Origin of the sequence: Paractinoplanes aksuensis (assembly GCF_024137025.1) — a bacterium.
Classification (GTDB): Bacteria; Actinomycetota; Actinomycetes; order Mycobacteriales; family Micromonosporaceae; genus Actinoplanes; species Actinoplanes aksuensis.
This window is the reverse complement of record NZ_JAMYJR010000057.1, coordinates 1-18,643: the sequence shown is the minus strand read 5'-3', so window position 1 is coordinate 18,643 and position 18,643 is coordinate 1. Positions and strand designations below refer to the sequence as shown.

Annotated in this window: 18 protein-coding genes; 1 reads left to right on the top strand and 17 read right to left on the bottom strand. The window is 71.3% G+C overall.

Translation table 11 applies throughout. From position 1 onward, the window contains the following. Positions 1–145: 145 nt before the first annotated feature. Positions 146–853: an LON peptidase substrate-binding domain-containing protein gene (locus M1L60_RS42905; protein ID WP_253243363.1), complete on the top strand. Its 708-nt coding sequence runs from the start codon at positions 146–148 to the stop codon at positions 851–853. 140 nt (positions 854–993) lie between these two features. Here M1L60_RS42905 and M1L60_RS42900 read toward each other — a convergent pair whose 3' ends face one another. The 17 genes from M1L60_RS42900 to M1L60_RS42820 form a co-directional block, all read right to left on the bottom strand. Then, positions 994–1,725 (bottom strand): hypothetical protein, encoded by a 732-nt coding sequence (locus M1L60_RS42900; protein WP_253243362.1) that lies wholly within the window; start codon positions 1,723–1,725, stop codon positions 994–996. 55 nt (positions 1,726–1,780) lie between these two features. After that, positions 1,781–5,314 (bottom strand): DNA polymerase III subunit alpha, encoded by a 3,534-nt coding sequence (dnaE, locus tag M1L60_RS42895; protein WP_253243361.1) that lies wholly within the window; start codon positions 5,312–5,314, stop codon positions 1,781–1,783. 76 nt (positions 5,315–5,390) lie between these two features. Continuing rightward, positions 5,391–6,800, bottom strand: coding sequence for a MinD/ParA family ATP-binding protein (locus M1L60_RS42890; protein WP_253243360.1), 1,410 nt, complete (start codon positions 6,798–6,800; stop codon positions 5,391–5,393). 124 nt (positions 6,801–6,924) lie between these two features. Continuing rightward, positions 6,925–7,893: a hypothetical protein gene (locus M1L60_RS42885; RefSeq protein ID WP_253243359.1), complete on the bottom strand. Its 969-nt coding sequence runs from the start codon at positions 7,891–7,893 to the stop codon at positions 6,925–6,927. A gap of 54 nt (positions 7,894–7,947) precedes the next feature. After that, entirely contained in the window at positions 7,948–8,832 is an 885-nt protein-coding gene (locus tag M1L60_RS42880) for an RluA family pseudouridine synthase (protein ID WP_253243413.1), read from the bottom strand. Between the two features lie 41 nt (positions 8,833–8,873). Further along, positions 8,874–9,434, bottom strand: coding sequence for a signal peptidase II (gene lspA, locus M1L60_RS42875; protein ID WP_253243358.1), 561 nt, complete (start codon positions 9,432–9,434; stop codon positions 8,874–8,876). 29 nt (positions 9,435–9,463) lie between these two features. Then, positions 9,464–9,880, bottom strand: coding sequence for a TraR/DksA family transcriptional regulator (locus tag M1L60_RS42870; RefSeq protein ID WP_253243357.1), 417 nt, complete (start codon positions 9,878–9,880; stop codon positions 9,464–9,466). Between the two features lie 270 nt (positions 9,881–10,150). Further along, positions 10,151–11,683 carry a potassium/proton antiporter gene (locus tag M1L60_RS42865; protein ID WP_253243356.1) on the bottom strand — a complete coding sequence of 511 codons (1,533 nt, stop codon included), beginning with the start codon at positions 11,681–11,683 and terminating at the stop codon, positions 10,151–10,153. Then, complete coding sequence (locus tag M1L60_RS42860; RefSeq protein ID WP_253243355.1) at positions 11,680–12,009, bottom strand: DUF167 domain-containing protein; 330 nt, start codon at positions 12,007–12,009, stop codon at positions 11,680–11,682. Before M1L60_RS42860 ends, M1L60_RS42865 begins: the two co-directional genes overlap by 4 nt. A gap of 45 nt (positions 12,010–12,054) precedes the next feature. Continuing rightward, positions 12,055–12,822 (bottom strand): hypothetical protein, encoded by a 768-nt coding sequence (locus tag M1L60_RS42855; protein WP_253243354.1) that lies wholly within the window; start codon positions 12,820–12,822, stop codon positions 12,055–12,057. A gap of 57 nt (positions 12,823–12,879) precedes the next feature. Beyond that, positions 12,880–13,692 carry a DivIVA domain-containing protein gene (locus M1L60_RS42850; RefSeq protein WP_253243353.1) on the bottom strand — a complete coding sequence of 271 codons (813 nt, stop codon included), beginning with the start codon at positions 13,690–13,692 and terminating at the stop codon, positions 12,880–12,882. A gap of 43 nt (positions 13,693–13,735) precedes the next feature. Further along, complete coding sequence (locus M1L60_RS42845; protein WP_221376109.1) at positions 13,736–14,041, bottom strand: YggT family protein; 306 nt, start codon at positions 14,039–14,041, stop codon at positions 13,736–13,738. Between the two features lie 45 nt (positions 14,042–14,086). After that, entirely contained in the window at positions 14,087–14,788 is a 702-nt protein-coding gene (locus M1L60_RS42840; protein ID WP_253243352.1) for a cell division protein SepF, read from the bottom strand. Positions 14,789–15,037: 249 nt separating this feature from the next. Next, complete coding sequence (locus M1L60_RS42835; protein WP_253243351.1) at positions 15,038–15,739, bottom strand: YggS family pyridoxal phosphate-dependent enzyme; 702 nt, start codon at positions 15,737–15,739, stop codon at positions 15,038–15,040. A 7-nt stretch (positions 15,740–15,746) separates the two neighbouring features. Then, positions 15,747–16,895, bottom strand: coding sequence for a cell division protein FtsZ (gene ftsZ, locus M1L60_RS42830; protein WP_253243350.1), 1,149 nt, complete (start codon positions 16,893–16,895; stop codon positions 15,747–15,749). A 296-nt stretch (positions 16,896–17,191) separates the two neighbouring features. Continuing rightward, positions 17,192–17,950 carry a cell division protein FtsQ/DivIB gene (locus M1L60_RS42825; protein WP_253243349.1) on the bottom strand — a complete coding sequence of 253 codons (759 nt, stop codon included), beginning with the start codon at positions 17,948–17,950 and terminating at the stop codon, positions 17,192–17,194. A 21-nt stretch (positions 17,951–17,971) separates the two neighbouring features. Beyond that, positions 17,972–18,643 (bottom strand): glutamate ligase domain-containing protein (locus M1L60_RS42820; protein ID WP_274622932.1); only part of this gene is annotated, 672 nt, incomplete at its 5' end.

Sequence of the window (18,643 nt, the reverse complement as noted above, 5' to 3'; positions counted from 1 at the left end):
CAAGTTTAGGCGGACGGACCGACAGAACCGCGTCCGCGGCGGGCCGGCCCAGGTCGTGGGATCTCGGTCACCCCGGCGCGGGCGCCGCCCGGGTGATGCGGGAGTGACGGGTTGACCATGATGGGGTGACCGATAGGCTGAACCCGTGAGCAAGCGGCTACCGGTGTTCCCGCTGGGTACGGTGCTCTTCCCCGGCCTGGTGCTGCCCCTGCACATCTTCGAGGAGAGATACCGCACGCTCGTGCGTGAGCTGGTGACCAGTCCCGAGGACGGCCCGCACGAGTTCGGCGTGGTGACGCTGCGCCGCGGGGCCGAGGCCCCGGCTCCCGAGGGGGCCGACGGGCCCACGGCGCAGAATCCGCCGATCGAGGTCGACGACCTCTACCCGACCGGCTGCACGGCCGAGTTGCGCCAGGTCACCGAGCTGCCCGACGGGCGCTACGACATCATGACGGTCGGCCGGCGGCGGTTCACGGTCAAGGACATCCGCCAGGATGACGAGCCCTACCTCACGGCCGAGGTCGACTGGCTGCCCGACGAGTCGGCCGACGAACTGGCCGAGCTGCTGGCGCCGCGGGCGCTGGCCGCCTTCCGGGGCTACCTCGAGCTGCTGCGGCCCGACTCCGAGGGGCTCGAGGCGGTGCCCGGCGACGCGACAGTGCTCTCCCACCTGATCGCGGCGACGGCCCAGCTCACCACCGACGAGCGGCAGCTGCTGCTCTCGGCCCCCGACACCGCGAGCCGGCTGCGCACCGAGCTCAAGCTGCTCAACCGCGAGTCCGGCCTGCTGGCCAAGGTGCGCGCAGTCCCCGTCCCCCTCAGCGACCTGGCCCGCCCGGCCAGCCCGAACTGATTCAGCGTTTTCCACAGACGCCGGCTGTCCACAGGGCGCCCACCGAAGATCACGCAATCTCGCGATAATGGCTGCGGGGGCCTCCCCCGGTGGAGGGTGGGCCCCGCTCAACGGTGGATCTTGCGACCGGGCGAGAAGCCCTAGACGCGCGGTTGTTCGGAAGGCGGGTGGTCCCCATACGGCGACTGTTCGCTGTTGGGGCCGTAACCAGGCTTGGCGCCCGGCTGGTCGAGGTCGGGGTCGTTGGACCAGCCCGCCATCAACGTCAGCGCGATCGCGGCGGCGAACGCCGGCACCAACATGGGCCCGAGCGAGTGCACCTCGGGTGGCGCCGCGTACGTCGCCCCCTGCTGGGCCGTCTCGATCCAGCGCTCATAGTCGGACCGGCCTGCCAGCTCGCCGACCCACGGCGCCACCAGCCAGCCCGCCCCCAGCGTGCCCAGCACGACGCTGAGCAGCAGGAAAGGACCGCGGTCGCGGCGCAGCACCAGCCACGCGACGATCGCCACGAGCAGCCCGAAACCCAGCCCGAGCAGCGTGAACCAGCCGTCGGCGGCGATGTACTCCTCGGGCGACGGGTCGTTGACCACCACGCCGGCCTGGCCGGCGTCGATCACTGGCACGGACGGGGCGAGCCAGCGCCAAAGCAGCCCCAGCGGACCCCCGAGCAGCAGGATCACCGCCAGGGTGCTCACGGCCACGACGACCGTGCGCCGCCACGGCCGGGACGACGAGCCGCGCAGGTCGAACGGCCGGCCGAAGAACGTGCGGGCCGGCCCGGACGGGTGGGCCAGCTCGTACCCCTGCGGCGGGGCCTCGTAGTCGAAGGCCGGGCGCTCACCCGGCGGCGCCGGTTCCTGACTCGCGTTCACCCTACGATCCTGCCAGGTGCGGTGCGGTGGCGTCCCGCGTGCCCGGTCACGACGCTCAGGCCACCGCGGACGGGCCGAGGATCATCTTGAGGTCGGCCCGCAGCGCCGGGGTCGGCGCGACCCGCACCGCGCCCAGCCGCAGGATCGTCGTGCGGCTGCCGTTCTGCAGGTGGACGTGCACCTCGGCCTCGCCCGGATGGCTCTTCAGGATGTCCTTCAGCTCGGACACCAGCGGCGGGGTGCAGCGGGTGATCGGCATGGTCAGCGTGACCGGCTTGCTGTCGGGGTTGTGGGTGACGTCGGGCAGCGACATGTCCATGGCCATGATGCGCGGGGTGTCGTCGCGCCGGTCGACCCGGCCCTTGACCACGACGATCGCGTCCTCGGCGATGAACTGGCCGATCACCTCGTAGGTGTTGGGGAAGAACAGCGCCTCGACGCCGCCGGCCAGGTCCTCGAGGGTGGCCGAGGCCCAGGCCCGGCCCTGCTTGGTGATGCGCCGCTGCACACCGGTGAGGATGCCGGCCAGCGTGACGACCGAGCCGTCGGAAACCGTGCCCTCCTCGTTGAGGGCGGCGATCGTCGTGTCGGCCGAGTTCTGCAGCAGCTGCTCGAGGCCGGCCAGCGGGTGGTCGCTGACGTAGAGGCCGAGCATCTCACGCTCGAACGCCAGCTTGTCGCGCTTGTCCCACTCGGAGTCGCCGATCACCGGCATGGCCACCGTGGCCGAGCTGCCGCCGTCGGTGTCGCCGAACGCGCCGAACAGGTCGAACTGGCCGGCCGCCTCGTTGCGCTTGACGTCGGCGTAGGCGTCGATGGCCTCGGCGTGCACCGCGAGCAGACCCTTGCGGCTGTGCCCCATCGAGTCGAACGCGCCCGCCTTGATCAGCGATTCAATCGTCTTCTTGTTGCAGGCGACCGCGTCCACCTTGGACAGGAAGTCGTAGAAGTCCTGGTACTTGCTCTTCTCCTCGCGGCACCGGGCGATCGCCTCGACCACGTTGTTGCCGACGTTGCGCACCGCGGCCAGGCCGAACCGGATGTCCTTGCCGACCGGGGTGAACGGGCCCGCCGACTCGTTGACGTCGGGCGGCAGCACCTGGATGCCCATGCGCCGGCACTCGGCCAGGTACATGGCCATCTTGTCCTTGTCGTCGCCGACGCTGGTGAGCAGACCACCCATGTACTCGGCCGGGTAGTGCGCCTTGAGGTAGGCCGTCCAGTACGACACCAGCCCGTACGCCGCGGAGTGGGCCTTGTTGAAGGCGTAGCCGGCGAACGGGACCAGGACGTCCCACACCGCCTGGATCGCCTCGTCGGAGTAGCCGTGCGAGCGGCAGCCGTCGCGGAACGGCCCGAACTCCTTGTCCAGGATCTCTTTCTTCTTCTTGCCCATCGCGCGGCGCAGCAGGTCGGCCTGGCCGAGGCTGTAGCCGGCGAGGATCTGGGCGGCGCGCTGCACCTGCTCCTGATAGACGATCAGGCCGTACGTCGGCTCGAGGATCTCGCGCAGCGGTTCCTCGAGCTCGGGGTGGATCGGCGTGATGTCCTGCAGCTTGTTCTTGCGCAGCGCGTAGTTGGTGTGCGACTCGACGCCCATCGGGCCCGGGCGGTAGAGCGCCAGGACGGCCGAGATGTCCTCGAAGTTGTCGGGCTTCATCAACCGCAGCAGCGACCGCATCGGCCCGCCGTCGAGCTGGAACACGCCGAGCGTGTCGCCCCGGGCCAGCAGCTCGTAGGCCGGTTTGTCGTCGAGCGGCAGCGCCAGCAGGTCGAGGTCGAGCCCGTGGTTGAGCTTGATGTTCTTGACCGCGTCGTCGAGGATCGTCAGGTTGCGCAGGCCCAGGAAGTCCATCTTGAGCAGGCCGAGCGTCTCGCACGTCGGGTAGTCGAACTGCGTGATGATCACGCCGTCGGCCGCCCGGCGCATCAGCGGGATGTGGTCGATGATCGGCTCGGCCGACATGATCACGCCGGCCGCGTGGACACCGGTCTGCCGGATCAGGCCCTCGATGCCGCGCGCGGTGTCGATCACCTTTTTGACGTCGGGATCGGTCTCGTACAGCGTGCGGACCTCGCCTGCCTCGCTGTAGCGCTTGTGCTCCTTGTCGAAGATGCCGGACAGCGGGATGCCCTTGCCCATGACGTCGGGCGGCAGCGCCTTGGTGATCCGGTCGCCGACCGCGAACGGGTAGCCCAGGACGCGCGCCGAGTCCTTGATGGCGGCCTTGGCCTTGATCGTGCCGAAGGTGGCGATCTGGGCGACCTTGTCGTCACCCCAGCGCTCGGTGACGTAGCGGATGACCTCACCGCGCCGGCGCTCGTCGAAGTCGATGTCGACATCGGGCATCGAGATGCGCTCGGGGTTGAGGAACCGCTCGAAGATCAGGCCGTGCGGCAGCGGGTCGAGGTCGGTGATGCCCATGGCGTACGCGATCAGGGAGCCCGCGGCCGAGCCGCGCCCCGGGCCGACGGCGATGCCGTTGCGCTTGGACCACTGGATGAAGTCGGCGACCACCAGGAAGTAGGCCGGGAAGCCCATCGAGATGATGACGCCGAGCTCGTACTCGGCCTGCTTGATGTGGGTCTCGGGGATGCCGTCGGGGAAGCGCCGCTTGAGGCCCTCGAACGCCTCGTGGCGGAAGTATTCCTCTTCGGTGTAGCCGTCGGGGATCGGGAACCGGGGCATCAGGTTCTTGAAGGTGAACATGCCCTCGGTGTCGACCCGCTCGGCCACCAGCAACGTGGTGCGGCAGCCTTCCTGCCAGGCGTCGGACGAGTCGACCGCGCGCATCTGGTCGGCCGACTTGACGAAGTAGCCGTTGCCGTCGAAGCGGAAGCGGTTGGGGTCGGCCACGTTGCTGCCGGTCTGCACGCACAGCAGAACGTCGTGGGCGGCCGCCTGGGCCTCGTAGACGTAGTGGGAGTCGTTGGTGACCAGCGGCTTGATGCCGAGCTTCTTACCGATCTCGAGCAGGCCGTCACGGACCCGGCTCTCGATCGACAGGCCGTGGTCCATGATCTCGAGGAAGTAGTTGTCCTTGCCCAGGGCCTCTTGGTACATCGCGGCCGACTTCAGGGCCTCGTCGAACTGGCCGAGCCGCAGGCGGGTCTGCACCGTGCCCGAGGGGCAGCCGGTGGTGCCCATGATGCCCTCGGCGTGTTCCGCGATGATGTCGAAGTCCATGCGCGGGTACTTGCCGAGCTGGCCCTCGATCGAGCCGCGCGAGTTGAGGCGGAACAGGTTCTTGAGGCCGACGGCGTTGCGGGCCCACATGGTCATGTGGGTGTAGGCGCCGTTGCCCGAGACGTCGTCGCCCTTCTGCTCGGGGCGGCCCCACTTGATGCGGCTCTTGGTCAGGCGGGACTCGGGCGCCACGTAGGCCTCGACGCCGATCACCGGGGTGATGCCGGCCGACTTGGCCTGGGTGTAGAAGTCGTACGCCCCGTGCATGTTGCCGTGGTCGGTGATCGCCGCGGCCGGCATGCCCAGGCGCGAGGCCTCGGCCAACAGCTCTTTGACACGGGCGGCACCGTCGAGCATCGAATACTCGGTGTGCACATGGAGATGCACGAACGAGTCAGACACCCGGGGCCCCCTTAAGTTGTTGGACCCGAGCGACTCTAGCCGTAGGGCCCGACAGGATTCGAGGGCTACACGCGTGTCATTCCGCGAATGGCTCGATCATCACACTGGCCGCCTTCAGCCACGCCGTGCGCGTCTCTTGCTGGAGGTCGCCGTACTCGATCGAGGAGCCGACCTCGAGCGCCTGGTCGTAGGGCACGATGGCGACCGCCCGGGTGCGGGTGGCGAAGTGCTTGGCGAAGTCGTCGAGCAGCGGCAGCGGGCCCGGCGAGGGGCACGAGATCAGCGTCACCGCGTTGGAGACCAGGTCGCCCATGCCGCTGTCGTCGAGCACGTCGAGCATCCAGTCGGCGGTGAACGCGGCGTCCTCGCGGGGCACGGTGGTGATCACCAGCTGGTCGGCCTGGCGCATGACGGTCTGCCAGTTGACGCTCTCGACGTTGTTGCCGGTGTCGACGCAGATCACGTCGTGGGTGCGGCGCAGCAGGTCCATCACCCGGCGCACGGTGGCCTGGTCGAGCCGCTGGGCGAAGCGCGGGTTCTCTTCGCCCGCCAGCACGTCGTAGGAGCCGTCGGACGCGTGCCGCAGGTAGCCGTCGAGCTCTTGCAGCAGCCCGTCGCCGTGCAGGTTCTCGATCTGCATCAGGTCGGCCAGCAGGTGCTTGATCGTGCGGGCGTGGCGGGCGCTGCCGGCCCGCAGGCCGAGGGTGCCCCGCAGCTCGTTGTCGTCCCAGGCCAGCACGCCGCGGCCGCGGACGCTGCCGATGGTGGCGGCGGCCAGCACCGTGGCCGTCGTCTTGTGCACGCCGCCCTTGGGGTTGGCGAAGGCCAGCACCCGGGGTTTGCCGAGCTTGCGGCGCATCACCGAGACGGCCCGCTCGAGCTGATCGTCGCTGCGGCTCTGCCGCCACTCGATGCGGGCGGGCGCGGGCGAGGTCGGCTGGGGCGCCACCGGCATCGGCGGTGGCGGGGCGACCGGCATGACCGGCGCCGCGGCCGAGGCGCGGACCTGCGGGTATTCGCGACCGGGAGGCGGCGCGGCCGGCGGCCGGGCCCCCGGGTTGAAGAAGCTGTGCTGCTCGTCGGCCGGAGGAGACATCGGCGGGGGCATCGGTGGCGCCATCGGCGCCGGGGCCGGAGCGGCCGCCCGCCGCGGGGCCGGCGGTGTCTCGGCCGGGCGGGTCTGCCAGCGCGGGTCGAGCGGGTTGACCGGCCGCTGCGGCATCGGCCGCGGCTCGGGCGGCGTCGGCTCGGGCGGACGCTGCTCGTAGCGACCGGCGCCGTACTGCCCGCGGGTCTCGAGCGGGTTGACCGGGCGGCGCGTCGGCAGCGGCTGGCCGTACTGCTGCGACTGGGGCGGCGGGGCCTCCCGCTCCGGCTCGGTCTGCTCCTCGGTCGGCCGGGAACCGTGCCGGGCGCGGTCGAGCAGCGCCCGCCATCGCGGGGCTGGTTCCGCAGGCCGGCCCCAGCCGGTCTCGGTCCCGTCCACGGCTCGTCCTCCCTGCGCTGCTTGACTGCCGGTGATCACACCCCGGGCTCCTCGCCCCTGACAGGCTACGGAGCGAACCCCGATCGGGCCACTGCCTCTTCTCTCGAACCGGCCGGCGAGAGAACTAACGCCCGGACCCGGCTCGAGGTGCTGATGAACTGCTCGTCACATCGTGAGCAGCAGTCGCATCCGAAGCAGAGGGTACGGCAGAGCGCTCCTCGGGCGCTGGGACGGAAGGCGGCGTCGTGCGGACAACGCCGATCGATGAGGCAGATGTCACAAGCGCCTCGGGCGACGACATTATCGGCGCGGACGGGCGCGGGGCAATGCCCCCGGACCCGGTTGGCACAGCGGGCGAGCGCGACGGTTCGGCCGGAACTGTGCCGTTCTGCTCCGGCAGCGGCGGGCGGAACTCGGTGCGGTCGAGCTGACGCACCTCGGGCGCCGGGTCCACGGCCCGGACGCCGGGCCGGTCGGCCACCCCGCGCAGCGCGGCCGGCGCCGCCCGGACCACGGCCGCGAAGACACAGGCACACCCCGCGCGGTACGCCGTGGCCTCGGCCGCCGCCGTCGCGGCCGCCACCGCGTACGCCCGCCGGGCCCGCCGCTGGTTCTCGTCGTCCCCGGTCAGGCGCCGGGCCAGTTGCTGGTACTCGGCGTGCTCACGGTCGCGTTCCAGGGCCGTGTCGAGCAGGCCGGTGAGAACGTCGGCGGGCAGCCGGTAGACCGGGATCCGGACCACCGGGGTGTGAGCCTCGGTCAGCGGCACCCGGGCGTACACCTGGGCCACCGCCGTGCCCGCGAACAGGTCGGCCAGCAGCCCGGCCGCCACGTAGTCCTCCAGACTGACCAGCGCCCACGTCTCACCGGCGGCGGGCGCCGACGGGTCGGTCAGGGTGTCGAGCTCGTCCCGGGTCGCGTCGAGGTAGCCGGGCACGGCCTGGCCCTGCACCACCCCGACCCGGACGACGTCGCCCGGGTCACCACCGGGTGGCACCACCTCGGGCCGGCTCAGCCACAGCGAGCCGAGCAGCAGGGCCCCGGCCGAGACGACCGCCACCGCGACCACCAAGCGGGCCGAGGGAGCGCGCACCGCGTGCCCCCGTACCCGATGACCCGCGGGCCCCACCGCTGACCGCCGGCCGGGTCAGCTCGCGTCCTGCAGCACGCTCAGCGCGTGCTTCAGGTCGTCCGGGTAGTCGCTGACGAAACGCACCTCGTCGTTGGTGCGCGGGTGCAGGAAGGCCAGCTCGCGGGCATGCAGCCACTGGCGGTCGAGCTTGAGCCGGGCAGCCAGGGTGGGGTCGGCGCCGTACTGCGTGTCGCCGACGCACGGGTGCCGCAGGGCCGAGAAGTGCACCCGGATCTGGTGGGTGCGGCCCGTCTCGAGCTTCACGTCGACCAGGCTGGCCGAGCGGAACGCCTCGACGGTGTCGTAGTGGGTGACGCTCGGCTTGCCGGTCGACATCACCGCGAACCGGTAGTCGGCCGTCGGGTGCCGGTCGATCGGGGCGTCGATGGTGCCCCGCAGCGGGTCGAGGTGGCCCTGCACGACCGCGTGGTAGCGCTTGTCGACCTCGCGCTCCTTGAACGCCCGCTTGAGCGCGCTGTAGGCCATCTCGCTCTTGGCCACGACCATGATGCCGGTGGTGCCGACGTCGAGGCGGTGCACGATGCCCTGGCGTTCGGCGGCGCCGGTGGTGGCGACGTTCTGTCCCATGGCGGCCAGCCCGCTGACCACGGTCGGGCCGGTCCAGCCGGGGCTGGGGTGGGCGGCCACGCCGACCGGCTTGTTCACCACCACGATGTCGTCGTCGCTGTAGATCACCTGCAGGCCGTGGACGGGCTCGGCCACCAGCACCGGCGCGCTCGCCGGCGACGGCAGCGTGACCTCGAGCCAGGCCCCCGCACTGACCTTGTCGGACTTGGGACGGGGGATGCCGTCGACCAGGGCGTCGCCCGATTCGACGAGGGTCGCCGCGGCCGTGCGGGACAGCCCGAACAGCCGCGAGACGGCCTGGTCGAGCCGCATGCCGTCGAGCCCGTCGGGCACCGGCAGGGAGCGCTGGGAGCTCACTTCTGGTCGTCCTTCTTCTTCCGTACGGAGATCCGGGTGCCGTCCCGCTGCCGGCCGGTGAGCTCGAGCAGCACCGCGAGCACGACGCCCACGCTGAGGCAGCTGTCGGCGACGTTGAAGACGGCGAAGTATTCCGCGTACGGCCCGAAGAGGCTGACCATGTCGACCACGTGCCCGTGCAGGAAACCCGGGGCCCGGAACAGCCGGTCGATCAGGTTGCCCAGGGCGCCGCCGAGCACCAGGCCCAGCGCCAGCCCCCACGGCAGCGAACGCAGCCGGGTCGCCATGTAGGCGATCCAGCCGATCACGACCAGGGTGATCACCGGGAAGACCCAGGTGTAGTCGCTGCCCAGGCTGAAAGCCGCCCCGCTGTTGCGCAGCAGCGACAGATAGATCAGGCCACCGAGGACTCGGACGGGATTGCCCTCGTCCAGGTTCTCGGTGGAGAGCCACTTGGTCCACTGGTCGATCACGACCGCGACCACGGCAGTGACCCCGAGAACGGCCACGGCCCGGCCACTGAGCCGGGGCCTGGGCGCCGGCTCGGGCTCGTTCACCGCGGTCGCGTCCGTAGCCTCGTCGGCGTTCAGCGTCGTTCCTCCAGCTGCTTGCAGGACACACAGAGGGTCGCGGACGGGAACGCCGCCAGTCGCTCGACCGGGATCGCGTTGCCGCACCGCTCGCACCAACCGTAGTTGCCCGCGCTGAGCCGGTCGATGGCGCGTTCCACCTGTGTGATCCGCTCCAGCAGATTGTTGGCGAGAGTGATCTCTTGCTCACGCTCGAAGGTCTTGGTGCCGGTGTCGGCCTGGTCGTCGCCGGCCGAGTCGGCGAACCGGTCGCGCTGGAGCTCGGTGAGCTCGCTGATCGAGGTGTCGTACTCGTCCTGGAGTTCGTCGCGGCGCTCGACCAGCGCGACCCGGATCTTCTCGGTCTCGGCGGCGCTGCGGGTCCGCTTGGCGTCGCCCGTCGCGGTCGTCCTGGTGCCGGTTGCCTTGGCCATGGTCGCTCCCTCACCCGCCCGAGCGGCGATCAGCTCATGGGCCGCGGCCTCCCCCAGAAGGCGCCCGGCCCTTTCCGTCGGCGTTGCCCGCCGGCCGGTCGCTCCCGGCCCGGCATCGCCGTAGATCTTCCCCCACCCGCCACCACGGCGCGGCCCGAACCCGCGGCCACGCACTCCGGTGGGTGGCAAGGATACGGAACGTGTACCGGACCGACAACAGCCCGTACCGGATCTTGACCATGAATTCCGCCGAAAAGCCACCAAAACCGCCTACGGATCCTCGTCGCCGTCCTCGCCGAACCAGCGGGCCAGACGGCCCCGGCGGCTGACCGCCCGCAGCCGGCGCTCGGCCACGTCGCGGGCCGCGGCCGTGGCCACGATCAGCAGCGCGTCGCCGGTGCGCAGCCGCGTGTCGGGGCCGGGCACGAACCCGGCCCCGTCCCGCACGACCAGGGTGACCGAGGCGCCGGCGGGCAGGCGCAACTCGTCGATGTGGACGCCGGCCAGGCGCGAGCCGGCCGCGACGTCCAGCTGCAACAGGTCGGCGTTCATCCGCTCCAGCGGCGCGGTCTCGATCCGCACCTCGGCCGCCTCGCCGGGGGCGGTCACGCCCAGCATCCGCGCGGCCGGCCCGAGCGTGCTCGCCTGCACGAGCGTGAAGATGATGACCAGCACGAACACCGCGTCGAACAGACCCTCGGCGCCCGGCGTGCCGGCCGAGAGCGGGATGGTGGCCAGCACGATCGGCACCGCGCCGCGCAGGCCGGCCCAGGACAGGAACGCGCTCCCCCGCCAGCCGACCCGGTTGCCGGGGCGACGCGGGCCGCGCAGGGGCCGGGCCAGCACGGCCGCGATCACCACCGACAGCGGGCGGGCCAGCAGCACCAGGGCCACCCCGGCGACCAGCGCCGGCACCAGCGCCTCGTCGAGCCGGTCGGGCGAGCTGAGCAGGCCCAGCAGCACGAACAGGCCGATCTGGGCGACCCAGGCCAGGCCGTCGGCAAACCCCAGGATGGCCCGCCGGTGCGGGATCCGGCCGTTGCCGAGCACCACGCCGGCGACGTACACAGCGAGGAAACCGGAGGCGTGGGCCACGGCCCCACCGGCGTACGCGAGAACGGTGAGACCCACTGCCGCGATCGGATAGAGACCGGCCGAGGGCAGCGCCGCATTGCGCAGCAACCAGCGCCCGGCCGCCCCCACCGCGTAGCCGATCGCCGCTCCCGCGGCCAGCTCGTAGGTGAGGATGAGCAGCTCGTGCCACCACGGGTGCATCTGCGACAGGTCGGCGCTGAGCAGCACGACCAGCAGCACCACCGGCGCGTCGTTCATGCCCGACTCGGCCTCGAGCGTGGCCACCAGCCGGGGTGGCAGCCGGAGCCGGCGCAGCGTGGCGAAGACCGCGGCGGCGTCCGTCGACGACAGCACCGCGCCGTAGAGCAGGGCCAGCGGCCAGGGCAGGTCGAGCAGCACGTGGACGACGAGACCGACCACCGCGATGCTGACCGCCACGCCCACCGTGGCCAGCGAGCTGGCCAGCCCGAGCACCGGCCGCAACGTGCTCCAGCGGGCGGTCAGCCCACCCTCGGCAATGATCACGATGAGCGCGCAGAAGCCGAGCGTACGGGTCAGTTCGGCGTCGTCGAAGCGGATGCCCAGCCCGGCCTCGCCGATGAGGATGCCGATGGCCAGGTAGACGAGCAGGCTGGGCAGGCCGACCCGGGTCGACACCCGGACCGCGGCCACCGCCACCAGCAGGACCGCGGAACCGATGAGGAGCGCGTAGTCCAGCCCGCCGGTCACGACGTGGCCGCGCCGTCCCGCAGCGCGGTCAGGCGCCCGGCGACCCCGGCCCCGGGCCCGGCGACGGTGAACACCTTGTCGCGGCTCGTGGCGCCCAGCCGCAGCTCCACATCGGCCCGGCGCACCCCGAGCGCGCCGGCCAGCGCCCGCCGCACGGCCTCGGTCGCCTTGCCGTCCACGGCGGGCGCCCCCACGGCGATGATCAGGGCGGGACCGTGCGGCCCCTCGTACCGTCCGCCGACCCGGTCACGTCCGGCGCCCGGCCGCACCCGTACGGGCACGGAGAGGAAGCTCTCGTCGGGCGGGGGCACACGGCGCTCAACCATGCCTCATTGTGCCGATCAACGTCCGGCACCGGGAGAGTCCGAAATTCAGCCGCGGGCGGTCGCACCGACCAACTGGTCGACCGGGCGGCACAGGCCGCACGGGCTGAAGCCGAGCTCGACCGCCTCGCGGACCGGGATCGGCTCGGTCAGGCGGCCGACCAGGCTCGGGCACTCGGCCACGTGGTAGCGGGGCCGGCCGTCGACCACGAGCACCTCGGCGTCGAGCCGGGCCACCCGGACAGCGTCGGCCGGCTGCACCGACTGCGGCAGCGGCTCGTCGTCGGGGTCGTCGTCGGCGGGCTCGTCGAACTCCTCGTCGGCCGGAGCCGGCGCTTCGCTGCGGGCCGCGTTGATGGTGGCCGACGCGCGGTCGTAATCCGGATCCTCGGCCCCGTGCTGCCCATCTGCTGACAAATCGCCCGCGGGGACACCGGCCTGATCGGCGAAGTCGGGGCCGGCCGAGGGCTTGGCCGCGGCCACATCGACCGGGTCGAACTGAACTGTGTCCCGCAGATCGAAGTCGCGCTGATCGTCGTCAGCGGCCCGGCGGGCGGCCATCTCGTCGGCGGCCGCTGCGAACTCGGGCTCGGCCACGTAGACCGCGTTGTCGTCGGCGTCGTCCTCGACGAGCGGGGGCGTGGCGGGGGACGCGCGCCGCACGGCAGCGGCCTGGCGCGCCCCGATGACCAGGAAGACGGCGGCCAGCAGGCTGGCCACGATGGAGCTGATGAGCAGGCCGCTCGATCCGCCGGTGAGACCCAGCACGAGCAGCGTCACCGCGACGAGGATGAGCAGCAGGCTAACAACGATCATGGCTCATCCTCGTCGGGTTCCGGAGGGAGATTCGTCGGGTCCGCCAGAAGAGGAAACTCAGCGCCCGGACTCGATGGCGTTGCGGCCACCGTAGGAACCGGCCAGGCCGGCCGCGGCGAGACCACCGCTGCCACCCACGGCCCGCCCGGAGTCGGCCCGCGACATCTCGGCCTCGAGGCCCTGGCCCCGGCCGTCGAGGTCGCGCAGCTGGCTCTCGAGGTAGGCCTTGAGGCGCGTGCGGTACTCCCGCTCGAACTGCTTCAGCTCCTCGATGTGCTTCTGCAGCGCGGACCGCTTGGCGTCGAGGCCGCCCATGGCCTCCTGGTGACGCTGACGGGCGTCGCGCTCGAGGGCGTCGGCCTTGGCGCGGGCCTCGCGGGTGACCTCTTCCGCCTTGGAACGGGCGTCGGAGAGGAGCTTGTCGGCCTCGCGGCGCGCGTCGGCGACGTGGTCGTCGGCGGTGCGCTGGGCCATCATGAGCACCCGCAGAGCCTGCTGCTCGCCGTCGGCGCCGGCGCTCGCGGCGCCACCACCGGCCGGACCCTGGGCCCGGACCTGCTCGAGCTCGGCCTGCATCTGACGCGCGGCCTGCTCGGCCTGCGCCTTGTCGCGCTGCACACGGTCAAGCTGGGCCTTGACCTCGTTGAGCTCGGCCGCGAGGCGCGGGTCGGCGCTCGGACCGGCTGGTGCGCCACCCCGACCGCCGCGCTCCACCTGGGCGCGCAGCTCGTTGTTCTCCTCGATCAGACGGGCGAGCTCACGCTCGACCTCGTCCAGGAAGGCGTCGACCTCCTCCTCGTCATACCCCCGCTTGCCGATGGGGGGTTTCTTGAAGGCGACGTTATGCACGTCGGCCGGGGTCAGCGGCATCGAAACTCCTCGGGTCAGTCGCGGCCGCGGTTGGGGCTGCTGTTTAGCTGAAGTTCAGGATCAATCTTTGAAGCACGAACCTCATGAGCACGAACAGGATAACCAGCAGCACGATGGAAGCCAGGTCCAAACTCACGTTACCAATGCGCAGCGGGGGGATCACACGCCTCAACGCCTTGAGGGGTGGATCAGTGACGCTCCACACCGTTTCGAGTCCCGCCGACGCCCCACGACCGGGTTGCCACCGACGCCCGTACTGGAGTACCGCACCCAGCACGAACCTGGCAAGGAGGACCAGGAAGAAGATGTAAACGACTAAATACAATATTTGGAACACGATCGAGAGCACTCGTGCGGATCCCCCATCTGGGTGGCGGGCGCGCGGGCGCCCGCCTCAGGCCTGACCGAAGAACCCACCCTCAGCGATCTTGGCTTTGTCCTCAGCTGTGACCTGGACATTTGCCGGTGAGAGCAGGAAAACCCGGTTGGTCACGCGCTCGATCGTACCGCGAAGGCCGAAAGCCAGCCCGGCGGCGAAGTCGACCAGCCGGCGCGCGTCCCCTTCATCCATTTCGGTGAGATTGATGATGACCGGCACGCCGTCGCGGAAGTGCTCGCCGATGGTGCGCGCCTCGCGGTAGGTGGTCGGGTGCAGCGTCGTGATCTGGTAACGCTGCTCCTCCTCGACCGGGCGCGGGCGAGGCTCGGGCTGGTGCACGGCCTGCGGGGCCAGGGCCAGATTCTCACGCGTGGAGTAGCTCAGCGCGGACGAGTTGTCACTGACTGTGCTGGGCCGGGTGATCGAACGGACGCTCGCGCGCTCCGAACGCTCCGGACGTTCCACCCGATCGTGGTCGTCCACGTCGGCATGCGAGGACAGACGGTCGGACACCCGACTGCGCTCCGAACGCGCCCGCGGTACGGGACGCTCGTCCTCGAGCTCCTCGTCGTCGGCGAACTCGTCGTCGGAGTACCGGCTTCCCGAGTACCGGTTCCGAGAGCGGTAGGGGCCCTCCTCGTATCCGTTGTCGTAGCCGCGGTCGTCGTCCTCTTCGACGAGGCCCAGCCAGACGCCCGCCTTGCGAAGCGCGCTCATGCCTTCACCCCGTCCCGCCACTGCGAGTTGACCCGACCAGACATCTGCCCCCACCTTCGTCCGCTGCGCGGAACGCACCCCCTCGGCGTTACCGCATTCCCCCTTTGCACGGTCGGAAGCTCCGATGCGGACCCTCGTCCCGTGACGTGCCGCGCCGTCGACCCGACACCGCCGGAGATGATCATGAATCATTCCCACAAACGGTTGTCGCGTAAACAACACCCATGTAGTTTGCTGCCCGCCGCAAGGCTACCGCAGCAGGTTTCGCATTCCGAGCAAAGAAGTGCCGATCCGGACGTGTGTCGCGCCGTGCCGCACGGCCGCCTCGAGGTCCCCGCTCATTCCGGCCGAGATGGCGGTCGCCCCCGAGTGGGCCTTCGCCAACTGCTCGGACACCCCGCGGAGCTGCTCGAACGCGCGGTCGGGGGCCCAGTCGACGGGGGCCACGGCCATGACGCCGCCGAGTCGCAGGCTGTCCGCGGCCGTGATCGAGTCGGATACCCGCCAGAGATCGTCCCCGCTCACGCCCCCGCGCGCCGGGTCGCCGTCGATGCTCACCTGGATCAGGATCTCGAGCGGAGCGGCCCGCCCCTGCGCGGCCCGGGCCAGCGCCTCGGCCAGGCGCACCGAGTCGACCGATTCCACGACATCGGCGTACGCCGCGACCGAGCGGGCCTTGTTGCGCTGTAGCTGACCGATGAAGTGCCAGCGCGGGGCCGCCCCCGCCGCGCGGACCTCGGCGGCCTTGGGGGCGGCCTCTTGATCACGATTCTCCCCGACGTCGGTGACGCCGAGCCCGGCGAGCAACACCACGTCGCTCGCCGGGTACGTCTTGGTGACCGCGACCAGGCTGACCTCGTCCGCCCCGCGGCCGGCCGCCTCGCAGGCGCGGGCGATCCGGCCGTTCACCTCGCGCAGGGCGGCGGCCAGCTCGGACCGCCGGTCGGTCACGGGTGCCTCAGGAGCCGTTCTTGAGGAAGTCGGGCACGTCGACGTCGTCGAACAGCACCCGGCGCGGGGTCGGCGTGGTGGCCGGCGGCGGCGTGGCGGCCGCGGCCGGGGCCGGGACCGTGCCGGCCGGGGCGGGCGGCGTGGTCGCCGTACGCTCGGCCGGCTGCTGAACCACCTTGCGGGCCGGCTCGGACGGCTTGTACGAGGGCGTGCCCCCGTCGAAGCCGGCCGCGATCACGGTGACCCGCACCTCGTCGCCCAGAGCGTCGTCGATGACCGCGCCGAAGATGATGTTGGCGTCGGGGTGGGCCGCGTCGGTGACCAGCTGGGCGGCGTCGTTGATCTCGAACAGGCCCAGGTCGGACCCGCCGGCGATGGAGAGCAGCACGCCGCGGGCGCCGTCCATGCTCTGCTCGAGCAGCGGGCTCGAGATCGCCTTCTCGGCCGCCTCGACCGCGCGGTTGTCGCCGCGGGCGCTGCCGATGCCCATGAGCGCGCTGCCGGCGCCGCTCATGACGCTCTTGACGTCGGCGAAGTCGAGGTTGATCAGACCGGGGGTGGTGATCAGGTCGGTGATGCCCTGCACGCCGGAGAGCAGCACCTGGTCGGCCTGACGGAACGCGTCCATCATGCTGATGCCGCGGTCGCCGAGCGCGAGCAGCCGGTCGTTCGGGATGACGATGAGCGTGTCGCACTGGTTGCGCAGCTCGTCGATGCCGGACTCGGCCTGGACCTGACGGCGCTTGCCCTCGAACGAGAACGGCCGGGTGACCACGCCGATGGTGAGCGCGCCGAGCTTGCGGGCGATGTTGGCCACGACGGGCGCGCCGCCGGTGCCGGTGCCGCCGCCCTCGCCGCACGTCACGAAGACCATGTCGGCGCCCTTGAGCACCTCTTCGATCTCGTCGCGGTGGTCCTCGGCGGCGTTCTTGCCGACCTCGGGCTGCGCGCCGGCGCCGAGGCCCCGGGTCAGCTCACGGCCGACGTCGAGCTTGACGTCGGCGTCGCTCATCAGCAGCGCCTGAGCATCGGTGTTGATCGCGATGAACTCGACGCCCTTGAGCCCGACCTCGATCATGCGGTTCACGGCGTTCACGCCGCCGCCGCCGATACCGACGACCTTGATGACCGCCAGGTAGTTGTGGGGAGGTGTCATGGGCTCAGCCTTCCCTTCCAGGGTTGTGGATGTCGTGGGCCCCGTGCGGTCCGGCCAGACCGCACCTTCGACACCCGCTGCCGGACAAGGGAGGGCGAGGAAACCCTCACCCTCTACTAGAGGCTTAGGGTTATGTCAACCACTCAGCCTCTCGTGGCAACGTAAGCGGAGTTCCGACTGCAACCAAAGACCCGGCGCGGCGTGTCGGCGTCCGCTTACGTGGCGAAAATCCGACCGAGCCGTAACCTGCTGCGAATTATACCGTTTCCGCCCGGATGTCCGCTTGAGAGTGGTACCTACCGGATTGTCACGACCGACGGCGCACTGACGTCGATCTCCTGACCGGCCTGTTTCAACAGGGCCGTCGCGACCTGACTCTTGGTCTCGCTCTGGGTGTCGTCACCCCACACGACCGTACGATCCTTGCGCAGCTCGAGCCGGATCTGGGCCGGGGTCGCGACCGAGACCGCCAGCACCTGCTCACGCAATTCTTCGCTGAGCGAGGCCAGCACCGTCAGCGCCGACCGCGTGTTGGGGTCGGATGGCCCGGGGAAGTCGACCCGCACCAGCGGCAGTCCCGCGGGCGCCTCCTTGACCTGGCGGTAGGACACCCCGGCCCGGTCGATCACCGAGAACTGGCCGTGCTGCGGCACGACGGCCACCGGCGTCCGCTCCACGACCTCGACGACCAGCGTGGACGGCCAGCTGCGGCGCACCACGACCCGGTCGACCGGGGCCAGTTCGCGCACCCGGGTGCGGACCGCGTCCAGGTCGACCCGGGCCAGCGGCTCGTCCGGCGCGACCGCGGCCGCCTGCTCGACCTGCACCGGCTCGAGCAGCTGGACGCCGACCACTTGGACCTGCCGCACCCCGAGGACCGCGGTGCCGTAGACCAGCCAGACCACGCCCCCGGCCACGAGCAGCACACCGGCCGCGACCGCCCAGGGCAGCACGGCGCGCATCTTGCGCTGGCGGGCCCGGGCCATGAAACGCCGGGCCGAGGACGGCACCGCGTCCTTGTCCGCCCGCACCAGCCGCCAGTTACGCCCGCTCATACTGTGTCCCCAGAGCTCGATCTAACGACGGTCGGCGGCGTCGAGTGCGGCCAGCAGCTCGTCACCCATCAGCGAGATCGGCGGGGCGCCCATGGTCACCACGACGTCGCCCGGCCGGCTGCGCCGCACGACCTCGGCCGGCACGTCCTCCCAGTCCGGCACGAAGACCTTGCGGTCGGCCGGCAGGTCGATGGCCGCGGTCAGCGCCACGCCGCCCTCACCGGGGCCGCGCACCTCGCCCGGGCCGAAGACCTCCATGCAGATGACCTGGTCGGCCAGGCCCAGCCCGTGGGCCAGCTCGGCCTGCAGGTCGCGGGTGCGATAGACCCGGTACGGCTGGAAGACCACCAGCAGCCGGCCGTCCCCCGCCACCTCGCGCAGCGTGCGCAGCGCGGCCTCGACCGAGGTCGGGTGGTAGGCGTACTCGTCGTAGACCCGCACACCGGCCGCGATGCCCTTGCGCTCGAAACGCCGGCGGACCCCCGGGAACGACGCCAGCGCCTCGACGATCTTGTCGAGCGGCAGGCCGAGCCGCAGCGCGGTCAGCACCGCGGCCGCGCTGTTGAGACCCATGTGCCGGCCCGGCAGCGACAGCCGGATCTCGCCGAGCGGCTTGCCGTCGAGCTCAGCCGAGTAGCGCACACCGCTCGCGGTCGACACGACCTCGCTGATCCGCAGATCGGCCGACTCCGA

Excerpts from the sequence above, each read along its gene's own strand:
- M1L60_RS42855 (WP_253243354.1), bottom strand. The coding sequence starts at position 12,822 with ATGATCGTTGTTAGCCTGCTGCTCATCCTCGTCGCGGTGACGCTGCTC.
- M1L60_RS42825 (WP_253243349.1), bottom strand. The coding sequence starts at position 17,950 with ATGAGCGGGCGTAACTGGCGGCTGGTGCGGGCGGACAAGGACGCGGTG.
- M1L60_RS42870 (WP_253243357.1), bottom strand. The coding sequence starts at position 9,880 with ATGGCCAAGGCAACCGGCACCAGGACGACCGCGACGGGCGACGCCAAG.
- ftsZ (WP_253243350.1), bottom strand. The coding sequence starts at position 16,895 with ATGACACCTCCCCACAACTACCTGGCGGTCATCAAGGTCGTCGGTATC.
- M1L60_RS42880 (WP_253243413.1), bottom strand. The coding sequence starts at position 8,832 with ATGCGGCTCGACCAGGCCGTCTCGCGGCTGTTCGGGCTGTCCCGCACG.
- M1L60_RS42860 (WP_253243355.1), bottom strand. The coding sequence starts at position 12,009 with ATGGTTGAGCGCCGTGTGCCCCCGCCCGACGAGAGCTTCCTCTCCGTG.
- M1L60_RS42850 (WP_253243353.1), bottom strand. The coding sequence starts at position 13,692 with ATGCCGCTGACCCCGGCCGACGTGCATAACGTCGCCTTCAAGAAACCC.
- M1L60_RS42840 (WP_253243352.1), bottom strand. The coding sequence starts at position 14,788 with ATGAGCGCGCTTCGCAAGGCGGGCGTCTGGCTGGGCCTCGTCGAAGAG.